Raw genomic sequence first — 11,076 nt, forward strand, 5'->3', positions numbered from 1 at the left:
GCGGGTGCTGGTGGAGGCCGGGCCGGTTACGGGGACGACTGCCAAGATCTACTCCTGCGACGGAACCGGTTTGATACGGCTGCTCTGGGCGCACACCGCCACCGGGCACGGCCTGCGGCCGGCTCGTTGGGAGGTATGAAGTCGGTGAGGAGTTCCTGGTCGGACTAGGGAAGGTCGACCTGCCGCCAGGTCCGGCCGTCTTTGGACAGGTAGGGGCCGTTCTCCGACGTCACCAAGTACCGCGCGGTTGCGTTTTGCGAGTTGATCTGCGGTGTCTGCTCGGGCCCCCCGGGATATCCGGGCAGTTCTACCGGTGTGTATCGGTCAGTGCCGTGAGCGGCGACGAACCCGGTGCCCATCCCGACGACGTGCGCTCCGTCGGCGGTGACGAACGCGGCTGACGGAGCGGCGTCGCGGATGGTGTCGCCGGCACGCCAGGTCTTTCCGCCGTCGGCGGTGTAGTAGGCATCGACTACATCGTCGGCGTGGTAGGTCAGGACGTACGCCGCGTCACCCCGGCCCGCGGCCACATACGCAAGGTGGTCGGGTCCCGCCGGGACCGCGGCGGTGAAGACGTGCGTACGCCAGGTCCGGCCGGCGTCGGAACTGGTGGCCACCGCGGGCTTGTTCGTGACCGGATCGAACCCGGACACCCACAAGCGTCCGTCGGGCGGAGCGTTGACCGCACTCGTCTGCCCCGGCGCGAAAGCGATGCCGGTGGGCTGGTTGGCCAGTACGGCGAGATCACCCTGGGCGGTGAGGATGGCGACCTTGCAGGGTGAGGTCTGCAGAGCGCAGGCAGCTAATCTCGTGCCGTCGAACACGGTGGGAACTGTCGGGTGGAAGTCGGCGTCGTCGTGGGCGCGGTTCCAGGTCTTGCCGCCGTCACTGGTGATCCACGGCCGATCGCGAGAGTCCGACCCGTCGGTGCTCGCCGGGCTGGCCGAGCCGAGAACCTCATCGACGGAAAGGTTCCGGCGTTCGTACCAAGCGATCACCCCCGTGGCGAGCGGGGTGAGCCAGGCCGTACGCGGGTTGTCGGCTCGCTCCGGCGCAGGGGGCGTGGTGCGGCGCTGCCAGGTCGCGCCGCCGTCCGGGGACACGTACAGCTCCGCGTCGCAGTCATCGCAGCGCACCAGGATGCCGTACAGATCGGTGCCGGAGACTGTCACCGAGACCATCCGTGGAACGTCATCCGGCTTGACCGTCGCCGTTGCCGGGCCGGTCATGCCACGGTCATGCGATGCGCTTTGTACGGCATACCCGAGACCGGTCGTGGTCAGCACCGTTGCGAGGAACACCGCGCCCGAGGTGATGGCGCGGCGACGGCGGACCCGGCCGGCTCTGCTGCGTACGGTGCTGAAGTCGGGCTGGCGTACCGCGTCGCCGACTTCGGATCGCAGCCTGTCGAACTGTGACTCAAGCATGGCGTGCCTCCTCGGTCACCAGGACGGGTTCATCGTCGGAGAGGAACCGGGCGAGCGCGGCCCGGCCCCGGGACAGCCGGGCTTTGACCGTGCCCACTGGTATGTCGAGGGTGGCGGCGACCTCCGTTACCGGCAGGTCGGCCAGATGGTGCAGCACCACCACTTCCCTGGTCGGCGGCGCTAGCCGGCGCAACGCGGCGAGCAGCGCCACCCGGTCCCCGGATACTCCGGGTACCGCGGCCGGAGCGATCTCGACCCGGCCCGAACGGACCAGACGGTCGAACAGCCACCGCCGCCGGTAGCGGGTCCGAGCCACGTTGAGAGCCGCGGCCCGTAACCACCGCTCGGCGTCGTCGGCGCGTAGAAAGGATCCGGGCGACCCCAGCACCCGGGCGAACACCTCATGCACGGCGTCCTCCGCCTCGGCCAGGTCACCGACGAGCCCGGCGATCTGCGTCACCAACCGCTGGTAGTAGGCCTCATACGCCTGCCGCACCAAGCCCTCGGCATCCAAATCGCCCTCCCCGTCATGCAACGCTTGTCTTAGAGAGGACAAACAAGTCGACCGTCCGGTTGCATCGACTTCCACTTTTGATCCTAGGAAGGCTGCGATCACCCGGGCCGGTCGAGGCGTCCGCTTACTCTCCGTCGCTGGTCCCGGGGTCGCGGAACGTACGGGGAGTCGGGCGACCTCCTCGTCCAGGACCGGGGCGTCAGCCCGACCGGGAACCGGCCGTACACCGCTCGGGGTTATGAGGTTTCGCGCGACAACATAACAGTCATTATGGTGCGGTCGCGATTTGCCCGTTTCCGGCATTGTTGGATTGCCAGTAACGGTAATTCGATAATTTGCCACAGCGGAAACGCGCGACTGTTCCCCGCGGGTCACGTCCTGGACTCAGCGGCTGAGAGCGGCACTGATCTCGTCAATCAGGTCTGAGAGATCAACCTGCCCGTCCGTCGGGACCATGATCTCGGCGGCGACGCCGAGCGGCTGGGCTTCCGCAGCCCATCGAGGCCAGGACACCACGAGTTGGCGATCGTCGTCATGAAGGGCCGCTCGGCGGCGGTTCCGGTAGCGTTCCCGCGCCAGCGAGGCCGGCACGTCACACCAGATCTCGACGGCCGCGGGGCTGGCGCACCGGCGAAGGCCATTCTGGACGTAGCCGAGATCTCGCGGCTTGAACCACCAGGATTCGAGAATGACGAGACCCGATGTGGCGGCGGCCAGGTCCCACATGGCTTCGCTTGCCACGGCGCCGAACGCCGTCGTGGGGATGCCCGGCAAGGCGGCCGCCATCGCCTCCTTGAGGACGTCTTTACCGATGACCGGGACGTCCATGGCGGCAGCCAGCCGGTTCGCCAGCGTGGTCTTGCCGGAACCGGGCAGGCCGTTGACCAGGACGAGGTAGTCCGCCATGCGGAAAAGGATTCCACGGCCCGTGACTTAAGCGGCACTTAATCAAGCGGCAGCAGAACTAACTGGACCTCACCCATTCTTCCCGGCAGGTTGGTGCGCATGCTCTACGTCCCCGTCATCACCCCGTTCGGCGCCGACGGCGCCGTGGCCTGGCCGGCCCTCGAAGCCCTCGCCCACGACCTGCTCACCGGCGGCGCCACCGGACTGGTCGCGCTCGGCACCACCGCCGAGCCCGCATCGCTGACCCCCGGCGAGCGCCGCGACGTGCTCGACCTGCTGGCCGCGGTCTGCCGGGAACACCAGGCCCCGCTGATCGTCGGCGCCAACGACCCCGACCAGTTGCGCGTGCTCGCCGACCGCCCGGCCGTGCGGGCCGCGCTCAGCCTCGTCCCGCCGTTCCTGCGCCCCGGCGAGGAGGGCGTCATCGCGCACCTGCAGGACCTGGCCGCCCGCTCCCCCGTACCGCTGATCGTCTACCACGTCCCCTACCGCACCGCTCAGCCGCTCACCGCCGCCGCGCTGCACCGCCTCGCCGCCACCCCCGCCATCACCGGGATCAAGTTCGCGCCCGGCGTGATCGACCCCGAGGTGGTCGCCTTCCTGGCCGACCCGCCCGCCGACTTCACCGTCCTGGCCGGCGACGACGTGCTGCTCTCCCCGCTGCTGGCGCTGGGCGCGCACGGCGGCATCCTCGCCTCCGCGCACCTCGCCACCTCCTCCTACGCCGCGCTGATCACCGCCTGGCAGGCCGGCGACCTCGCCGTCGCCCGCCCGCTCGGGCACCGCCTGGCCGCACTCTCCGCCGCCCTGTTCGCCGAGCCGAACCCGACCGTGATCAAAGCCGTCCTGCATGCCGAGGGCCGCATCCCCACCCCCGACGTCCGCCTGCCGCTGCTCCCCGCCTCCACCCGGACGCTCGAGCGGGCGCTGGGCGTGCGCGAGTTCGCCACCACCTAAAAACCTTTTCCGGTACGGGTCGGAAAAGTCCCCGGTGAGCCGGACGGCCTGGCTGCAACACCGGCCCCGACCCCAGCCGCCGGGTGGGCCCGGCCCAAGACCTCGTCCACCTCGGTGAGCGCCGCGGACCAGCACCCGCGCCGGCACGCTGCGCGCGCTCAGCTCCCCGAGAGCGGTCAGTCCGTCCATCCCGGACGCCGTCCCGGGGTCGGCCGCCGAGGGAACGCACCCCGACGATCGCGCCACGGTAGACCCGCCGCCGGCGCCCCTGCGCCGTGCCGGCCCCGCTCCCGGTTCGCGCGCTACACCGCGCCCGGCCCGGCGGGCCGCCAGCCCCGGCTGCGGCCACGCCGCACGATCAGCGCCGCCGCGGCCAGCAGCACCACCAGCCCCGCCCCGCCCGCCGCGAACCACAACGCCATCCGCTGCGACTGCGCACGCCGGTCGGCCAGCGCCACCGCGGCCGGGTCGATCGGGTGGACGACCTGCGGCGCGGCCGGCGCCCGGGTGGCCGGCCCGAGCGTCTCGGTCAGCGCCCGGTACGGGTTGAGCAGCCCCGTGCCGTACTCCTTCGGCCCGCCCGGCGCCGGATCCGCCGTCGCCTGCAGCCGCCTGAGCACGCCCGCCGGCGTGATCCCCGGGAACCGCTCGAGCACCAGCGCGGCCGTCGCCGACACGAACGGCGCCGAGAAGCTCGTGCCCGCCTCGTCGGTGCGGTACCCCGACCCGGCCGCGGCGACGGTGACGTTTGTCCCGTACGCGGCGATCGTCAGGAAATCCCCGCGCTGCGAGAAGTCCGCCCGGGTCCCGTCCTGCTGGACCGCCGCCACCGCGATCACCCCCGGGACGGCCGCCGGCCAGGTCTTGTCCTCGTTGCCGTTCTTGCCGTGGTTGCCGGCCGCGGCCACCACCACGACCCCCGCGTCGAGCGCGCGGCGGACCGCGGCGTCGACCACCTGACTGTCGCCGGGCAGCACCAGCGACAGATTGATCACCTGGACGTGCGCCTGCTCGACGGCGAAGTCGATCGCCTGGGCGAACTTCTGCTGGCTCCCCGACTCGCCGATCAGGTTGCCCTCGGCGTCCTCGGTCTGCTCGCTGACCCGGATCGGCACGATCCGGGCGCCCGGCGCCAGCCCCCGGAACCCGGTGCCGCCCGCCGGGGCCGCCGCGATGATGCTGGCCACCGCCGTGCCGTGCCCGACGCAGTCCTGCTTGCCGTCCGGCCCGCCGTGCAGGAAGTCGGCGCCGTCGAGCACCTGGCCCCGCAGCTGCGGGTGGTCGGGGTCGACCCCGGAGTCGATCACCGCGATCCGGATGCCGCGGCCGGTGGCGAGGGGGGCGAGACGCTCCGGCGCATACACCCGGTCCTCGATCGGGGTGCCCTTGACCGTCTGGGACGTGGGCGGCGCCGGGTCGCACACCGCCTGGGCCGGGGCCGGCGCCACGAGCACGGCGAGCACCGTCACCGCCACAGCCGCCAGGCGAGCCCAGCGCATCCGACAACACCCCCGTCCTCCACGATTGCGATGGATGGTACCGAGGGGGTGCGACAGCCGACGCCCCACGGTGCTCAAGACGATCGGACCCGACGCCCCACGGTGATTCAGGACAACGCCTCCTGTCCCCACCGGGCGATCACGGCCAGAATCGGCGCCCGCCCGGCGAAGACCTCCGCCGGCGCGCGCCGGTCGTAGGCGGCCGCCCCGGCCGGCGCGGACACCGCCGCCACCATCCGCGGGGCCAGCCAGAAGTACTTCGCCGCGCCGGTCGCCTTGATCGCCCGGCGGACGGTGGCCTCGCCGACCGCCCCGGCCATCCCCCGCACGTAGCCGTCGGTCACCGCGTCGAGGACCGCGTCGAGCAGGGCACCGTCGATCAGCCCGTCCAGGAACGCGTCGAGCGCCAGGTTCGCCGCGTCCTCCCCGATCGCGCCCGGCCCGGCGAACGCCCAGTCGAGCAGCACCGGGCCCCGGGGAGCGAGGATCAGGTTCATCGGCCACACATCGTGGTGGCACAACGTACGCGGAAAGTCATCGGCGGCCGCCAGCAGCTCCGCCCGGCGCTCCCACAGTCGTCGCAGGCTGTCGCGCAGCGACGCCGGCCAGGCCGCCGCCACCGACGGGTGGTCCCAGTCCAGCCGCTGCTCGGCGACGGGCTGGGCGAGGGTGTAATCCCGCAGGAAGTCGCGCGCCAGCCACGGCTGCCGCAGCGGGGTCCCCAACCGGCCGGCCTGCCCGGCCCCGAGCCGGAACGCGACGTCGCCGAGCTCGGCCGGGGACGCGGTGATGCCGGGCCGGCCGGCCACGTCCTCGAGCCACAGCGCCACCGACCCGTCCGCGCACTCGGCGGACGAGCGCAGCGCCGGGGCGGAGACCAGCGGAAATGCGGTCGCGGGCAGCCCCGCCTCGTACGCGGAAGGCTCTCGCCGCCAATAGTTGAAGTGGCCTGGATCGTCGCTCGCGGCCAGGTGCGCGGCGGCACCCGCCCGGCGCGGCGTCGCCAGCTTGAGGATCGCCGTTCCGTCGCCGCGCCGGACCCGCCAGACACCGCCGGTGACCTCGTTCGCCCTGCTGTGCGTCAGCTCCGACGCCACCCACCCCGGCTCCAGCAAGTGATCCACGGCAGGCAGCCTAACCTCCGACCACAAATACAGCCTGGACAACTTTTGTTTTCGGTGGCACGCTCGGACCATGCACGACGTAGCCGTCATCGAAGACCCCGCCGCCGCCGAGGTCTCCCTCGACCCGATCCGCAGCCGGCTGCTCGCCGAGCTCGCCGAGCCCGGCAGCGCCACCATGCTCGCCGGCAAGGTCGGACTGCCCCGGCAGAAAGTCAACTACCACCTGCGCACCCTCGAACAGCACGGCCTCATCCACCTCGTCGAGGAACGCCGCAAGGGCAACGTCACCGAGCGCATGATGCAGGCCACCGCCGCCTCCTACGTGATCTCCCCCGCCGCCATGGCCGCCGTCGCCCCCGACCCCGGCCGCGCCCCCGACCGGCTCTCCGCCCGCTGGCTGCTCGCCCTCGCCGGCCGCCTCGTCCGCGACGTCGGCGCCCTGATCACCGGCGCCGGCCAGGCCCAGCAGCGCGTCGCCACCTACGCCCTGGACGGCGAGATCCGCTTCGCCACCCCCGACGACCGCGCCGCCTTCGCCGCCGAACTCACCGACAGCGTCGCCCGACTGATCAGCAAGTATCACCGCGAGACCGGCCGAAAACACCGCATAGTGGTCGCCGTGCACCCGGCCCTCGACTCCCAGGAGAAATGACCATGGGCAAGGAATTCGAGATCCGCCTCGACGCCGGCCTCGACGCCACCCCCGAACAGATCTGGGACGCGATCGCCACCGGCCCCGGCATCTCCACCTGGTTCATCGGCCGCACCGAGATCGACAACGGCGAGGTCCGCACCGCCTTCGGCGACGACTGGATCCCCGCCGGCACCATCACCACCAACGACAAACCACACCATTTCGCGTACGGGTCGCAGCCCGCCCCCGACGGCCGATTCATCGCCTACGACTACCTCATCGAGGGCCACGACCGCTCCGGCACCGTCCTGCGCGCCGTCACCAGCGGCTTCCTCCCCGGCGACGACTGGACCGACGAATACGAGGCCATGCAGTACGGCACCCAGCTCTTCTTCGCCACCCTCGTCGAATACCTGCGCCACTTCCCCGGCCGGCCGGCCACCCCCGTCACCGCCTTCGGCCCACCCGTCACCGACTGGCCCGCCACCTGGGCAGCCCTGCACAAGACCCTCGGCCTCGGCCCCGCACCCCGGCCCGGCGACCCACTCCCCGGCGGCGGCCAGGTCTACTTCGTCAACCCACACACCCTCGGCCTGCGCACCCCCACCGGCCTGCACCGATACCTCCGCGGCTTCCACGGCGCGCTGGTCGCCGGCCACGCGCTGACCGCCCCCGACGACACCGACTGGACCGCTCTCCTCAACCGCCTCTGACGCCGCGCGGCTCCCGAAAGGACACACCCGACATGCCCACCGTCACCTCCACCGACGGCACCACCATCGCCTACGAGACCACCGGCACCGGCCCGGCCCTGATCCTCGTCGACGGCGCCATGTGCTACCGCGACTTCGGCCCCGCCCGCTCCCTCGCCTCGGCCCTCGCCGGCACCTTCACGGTCTGCCTCTACGACCGCCGCGGCCGCGGCGAGAGCGGCAACACCCTCCCCTGGTCCGAGGACCGCGAGATCGACGACCTGGCCGCCCTCCTGGAAGCCGTCGGCGGCGAGGCGGCCCTGCTCGGCGTCTCCTCCGGCGCCGTCCTGGCCGCCGACGCCGCCAACCGGCTGCCCGGCATCACCCAGCTCGCCCTCTACGAGCCGCCGTTCATCGTCGACGCCACCCGGGAGCCACGCGAGGACACCTTCGTCGCCGACACCGAGGCCCTGATCGCCCGCGACGACCGCTCCGGCGCCCTCAAGAAGTTCATGAAGCACGTCGGCATGCCCGCCCCCATGGTCCACGTCATGGCCCTGACCCCGCCGTGGCGCAAGCTCAAGGTGGTCGCCCCGACGCTCCCCTACGACCTGCGCATCCTCGGCGACACCGGCCGGGGCGTCCCGCTCGACGCGGCCCGCTGGTCGAGCGTCACCGCCCCGGCGCTGGTGCTCGACGGCGGCAAGAGCCCGCAGTACATGCGCAACGCCGCCAAGGCGCTGAGCGAGGCGCTGCCCAAGGCGCAGTACCGCACCCTCCCCGGCCAGACCCACATGGTGAAGGCCGCGGCGCTCGCCCCGGTGGTGACGGAGTTCCTGACCGCCCGGCCCTGAGCCCCCAGCAAGAGGCGGGTCGTCGTTGATTCCTTTTTGGTTTTGACCTTGCCTTGTGCCGTGACCGGGTGACGCCGCGCACGTCGCGTAGGGCATCCTAGGATGATTCCTGGCAAGGGAAACGCCGACGGTGTGGTGGCGCCGTCCGGGTGACCGGCCCGCCTAGGGTGAGCAGTCGATGAGCGACAACGACACCACCCCGGACGCCGAGACCCGGCCCTGCGCCCACTGTGGACGCCCCGTGCCGCAGCGGGCCTCGGCCGGCCGCCCGTTCCGGTACTGCCGGGACAACGACGGCGAGTGCCAGCGCGCCTCCCGCAACAGCCGGATGCGGCACCGCGCCTCCCCCGGCCTGGCCGGCGAGGTGGCCCGCACCTGGGAGATCGTCGACCGCCTCGACCAGCTGGTCGGCACCCTGTCCGAGGCCCTGCACGCCGAGCTGTCCCCGGCCGGCGTCGAGCGCCGGCTGGCCGAGCTGCGCGCCGAGACCTCCGGCGCGATCGCCGCCGCCCACACCGAACGCGACGACGCCCGCCGTGACGCCGAACGCGCCACCACCGCGGTGGCCACCGCCCAGCAACTCTCCGCCGCCGCGGCGGCCGAGCGCGACGAGGCCCGTCACCAGGCCGAGGAGGCCGGCCGCCGGGCGAAGGCCGCCACCGAGAGCGCCACCCGGGCCGCCACCGACCGCGACGAGGCCCGCCGCGAGACGACCAGGGCGGTGACCCTGCGCGAACGAGCCGAGTCGGAACGCGACGCCGCCCGGTCCGAGCTCGCCGACGCCCGCGAAGCGGCCCGCGCCGAACTGGCCGACGCCCGCGCCGAACTGGCCGAACTCCGGGAGACCGCCCGCGCCGAGCTGGCCGACCTGCGGGAGACCGCCCGCGCCGAGCTGGCCGCGACCCGCGGCGAGCTGGCCACCGCGCAGGCCGACCTCCAGCAGGCCCGGCGCGACCTGGCCGCCACTGTCGAGCAGGCACAGGCCGCGGCCGCCCGCGCCGAGCAGCTGCGCCGCACGGTCGACCAGCTGAAGACCGCGCAGCGAGACCTGAGCGACCAACTCACGGCCGCCCACAAGACCACCGCCGCCGTACGCGAGGAGGCCGCCACCGCCGGCGCCGAGCTGGTCCGGCTCCGCCGGGTCCTGTCCGAGGCCACCACGGAGCGAGACGCCCTGCGCCGGGCCCGCGAGGACCAGACCCGAGCCGCCGAGCAGGACCGCGCCGACCTGGAACGCCGCCTCACCACCGCCCGCGCCGAAGCCGACGCCGCCCAGACGCGGGCCGGCCAGCTGACCGCCCAGGTGAGCGACCTGGCCTCGGCCCTGGCGGCGCTGGGCGGCACTCGCCCGGCCGCTGCCCCCGCCCAGCAGTCCCGCGCCCAGACCGCCGGCTGACCACCCGGTCAGCTACCCACTCTGCTCGCGGCGCGGCTGCCCAGGACGCCCCCGAGGATGACGAGCACCCCCATCACCAGGACGCCGGCCAGCACGACCCCGTCCGCCTTGTCGCCCTGCACCAGCCCGACGACGCCGGCCACCACCGCGGCGAGCCCGCCGAGGGTCACCACCGGCCCGGCCACCCGGTTGCCGACCGTGAAGGCCTGCTCGCTGCGCATGGTGCTCGCCGTGCGCACCCCGGCGAACCGGTTCCGGTGCAGCTTCCCGGCCCAGCCCAATCCTCCGCTGACCACCACCAGCACGCCGGCGACAACCACGACGATCGCTCCGACCACAACCGGCCCTCTTCCCTGGAGATCGACCCCCCCAGTGTCCGCCTCCGGCGCCGGGGACGCGGGTCAGAGGGGGCGTGCCGGGGTGGTCGATCGGGCGTCCTGCTGCGGGAATGCCCACTTCTTGAGGGCCCAGAGCCGGAACGCCATCGCGAGCAGCGTGCCGAGCAGGATGCCGGCGACGAAGTCGCTGATCTCCTGGGTCAGCTGGCTGACGGCCGGTGCCTGCAGGTGGAACAGGTAGCGCGCGACCCACATGGGCACGTCGTTGAGCACGACGCCGATGCCGCTGATACCGAAGAACAGCGCCGCTTCGTGGCGGCGTTTGCGGCCGCCCCGGGTGCGGAAGGACCATTCGCGGTTCAGGACGTACGACACGATGGTCGCGATGACGGTGGCGATGGTCAGTGCGGTGACCGGCTTGGTCGTCAGGACGGTGAGTTTGAGGGCGTAGTTGACCGCCACGGTGAGCATGAAACAGAAGCCGCCGACGGTGAGGAACTTCACCGTCTCGCGGTGCCGCAGCAGTTGCTGCCCCACCGGTGCCGGGAGGGCACCCACCAGTCGGCGGGTCACGCTGCCGGGCGCGTAGGCCGGGAACAGACCCTCGTGGGGTGCCAACTCCGTTTGGATCATCGCCTGCCTGCCTCGCCGTACGGATCACGTCATGATCAGCATCGGCTGATGCGGGCGCGGGTCGAGGAATCCTGTCCCGCCACTTTCTCGGCCGCCGGGTGC

The 11,076-nt window shown here is 72.6% G+C and carries 12 protein-coding genes; 5 read left to right on the forward strand and 7 right to left on the reverse strand.

The window, feature by feature from the left end; all coding sequences use genetic code 11:
• Positions 1-164 precede the first annotated feature (164 nt).
• The 3 genes from ODJ79_RS02425 to ODJ79_RS02435 form a co-directional block, all read right to left on the reverse strand.
• Complete coding sequence (locus ODJ79_RS02425) at positions 165-1,427, reverse strand: glycoside hydrolase (protein ID WP_263021623.1); 1,263 nt, start codon at positions 1,425-1,427, stop codon at positions 165-167.
• Positions 1,420-1,923 (reverse strand): sigma-70 family RNA polymerase sigma factor, encoded by a 504-nt coding sequence (locus tag ODJ79_RS02430; RefSeq protein WP_263021624.1) that lies wholly within the window; start codon positions 1,921-1,923, stop codon positions 1,420-1,422. The genes ODJ79_RS02425 and ODJ79_RS02430 overlap by 8 nt, the downstream gene beginning before the upstream one ends.
• A 402-nt stretch (positions 1,924-2,325) precedes the next feature.
• The gene (locus tag ODJ79_RS02435) at positions 2,326-2,847 is read right to left on the reverse strand and encodes an AAA family ATPase (RefSeq protein ID WP_263021625.1); all 522 of its coding nucleotides are present in this window, start codon (positions 2,845-2,847) and stop codon (positions 2,326-2,328) included.
• A gap of 99 nt (positions 2,848-2,946) precedes the next feature.
• On the opposite strand from ODJ79_RS02435, the gene ODJ79_RS02440 reads away from it, so the two are divergent.
• A complete protein-coding gene (locus ODJ79_RS02440; protein WP_263021626.1) occupies positions 2,947-3,804 on the forward strand; it encodes a dihydrodipicolinate synthase family protein in 858 nt (285 codons plus the stop codon).
• Positions 3,805-4,106: 302 nt separating this feature from the next.
• On the opposite strand, the gene mycP is transcribed toward ODJ79_RS02440, so the two are convergent.
• Positions 4,107-5,303: a type VII secretion-associated serine protease mycosin gene (gene mycP, locus ODJ79_RS02445; RefSeq protein ID WP_263021627.1), complete on the reverse strand. Its 1,197-nt coding sequence runs from the start codon at positions 5,301-5,303 to the stop codon at positions 4,107-4,109.
• A 107-nt stretch (positions 5,304-5,410) separates the two neighbouring features.
• Positions 5,411-6,427: an aminoglycoside phosphotransferase family protein gene (locus ODJ79_RS02450; protein WP_263021628.1), complete on the reverse strand. Its 1,017-nt coding sequence runs from the start codon at positions 6,425-6,427 to the stop codon at positions 5,411-5,413.
• 70 nt (positions 6,428-6,497) lie between these two features.
• Here ODJ79_RS02450 and ODJ79_RS02455 point away from each other — a divergent pair, with 70 nt between their 5' ends.
• From ODJ79_RS02455 to ODJ79_RS02470, 4 genes are all read left to right on the forward strand, one after another.
• On the forward strand, positions 6,498-7,079 hold the full coding sequence (locus tag ODJ79_RS02455) for a winged helix-turn-helix domain-containing protein (protein WP_263021629.1): 582 nt from the start codon (positions 6,498-6,500) through the stop codon (positions 7,077-7,079).
• A 2-nt stretch (positions 7,080-7,081) separates the two neighbouring features.
• Positions 7,082-7,774: an SRPBCC family protein gene (locus tag ODJ79_RS02460; protein WP_263021630.1), complete on the forward strand. Its 693-nt coding sequence runs from the start codon at positions 7,082-7,084 to the stop codon at positions 7,772-7,774.
• Positions 7,775-7,806: 32 nt separating this feature from the next.
• Positions 7,807-8,607: an alpha/beta fold hydrolase gene (locus ODJ79_RS02465; protein ID WP_263021631.1), complete on the forward strand. Its 801-nt coding sequence runs from the start codon at positions 7,807-7,809 to the stop codon at positions 8,605-8,607.
• A 178-nt stretch (positions 8,608-8,785) separates the two neighbouring features.
• The gene (locus ODJ79_RS02470; protein WP_263021632.1) at positions 8,786-10,003 is read left to right on the forward strand and encodes a serine/threonine protein kinase; all 1,218 of its coding nucleotides are present in this window, start codon (positions 8,786-8,788) and stop codon (positions 10,001-10,003) included.
• An 8-nt stretch (positions 10,004-10,011) separates the two neighbouring features.
• On the opposite strand, the gene ODJ79_RS02475 is transcribed toward ODJ79_RS02470, so the two are convergent.
• Both ODJ79_RS02475 and ODJ79_RS02480 read right to left on the reverse strand, forming a co-directional pair.
• Positions 10,012-10,341 (reverse strand): SdpI family protein, encoded by a 330-nt coding sequence (locus tag ODJ79_RS02475; RefSeq protein WP_263021633.1) that lies wholly within the window; start codon positions 10,339-10,341, stop codon positions 10,012-10,014.
• A 63-nt stretch (positions 10,342-10,404) separates the two neighbouring features.
• Positions 10,405-10,974 (reverse strand): GtrA family protein, encoded by a 570-nt coding sequence (locus ODJ79_RS02480; RefSeq protein ID WP_263021634.1) that lies wholly within the window; start codon positions 10,972-10,974, stop codon positions 10,405-10,407.
• Positions 10,975-11,076 lie beyond the last annotated feature (102 nt).

The sequence above is a fragment of the Actinoplanes sp. KI2 genome, assembly GCF_025630775.1.
Classification (GTDB): Bacteria; Actinomycetota; Actinomycetes; order Mycobacteriales; family Micromonosporaceae; genus Actinoplanes.

What these genes read in the sequence shown, in the direction of transcription:
- ODJ79_RS02425 (WP_263021623.1), bottom strand. Translation starts at nt 1,427, where the DNA reads ATGCTTGAGTCACAGTTCGACAGGCTGCGATCCGAAGTCGGCGACGCG.
- ODJ79_RS02435 (WP_263021625.1), bottom strand. Translation starts at nt 2,847, where the DNA reads ATGGCGGACTACCTCGTCCTGGTCAACGGCCTGCCCGGTTCCGGCAAG.
- ODJ79_RS02440 (WP_263021626.1), top strand. Translation starts at nt 2,947, where the DNA reads ATGCTCTACGTCCCCGTCATCACCCCGTTCGGCGCCGACGGCGCCGTG.
- mycP (WP_263021627.1), bottom strand. Translation starts at nt 5,303, where the DNA reads ATGCGCTGGGCTCGCCTGGCGGCTGTGGCGGTGACGGTGCTCGCCGTG.
- ODJ79_RS02455 (WP_263021629.1), top strand. Translation starts at nt 6,498, where the DNA reads ATGCACGACGTAGCCGTCATCGAAGACCCCGCCGCCGCCGAGGTCTCC.
- ODJ79_RS02460 (WP_263021630.1), top strand. Translation starts at nt 7,082, where the DNA reads ATGGGCAAGGAATTCGAGATCCGCCTCGACGCCGGCCTCGACGCCACC.
- ODJ79_RS02465 (WP_263021631.1), top strand. Translation starts at nt 7,807, where the DNA reads ATGCCCACCGTCACCTCCACCGACGGCACCACCATCGCCTACGAGACC.
- ODJ79_RS02470 (WP_263021632.1), top strand. Translation starts at nt 8,786, where the DNA reads ATGAGCGACAACGACACCACCCCGGACGCCGAGACCCGGCCCTGCGCC.
- ODJ79_RS02480 (WP_263021634.1), bottom strand. Translation starts at nt 10,974, where the DNA reads ATGATCCAAACGGAGTTGGCACCCCACGAGGGTCTGTTCCCGGCCTAC.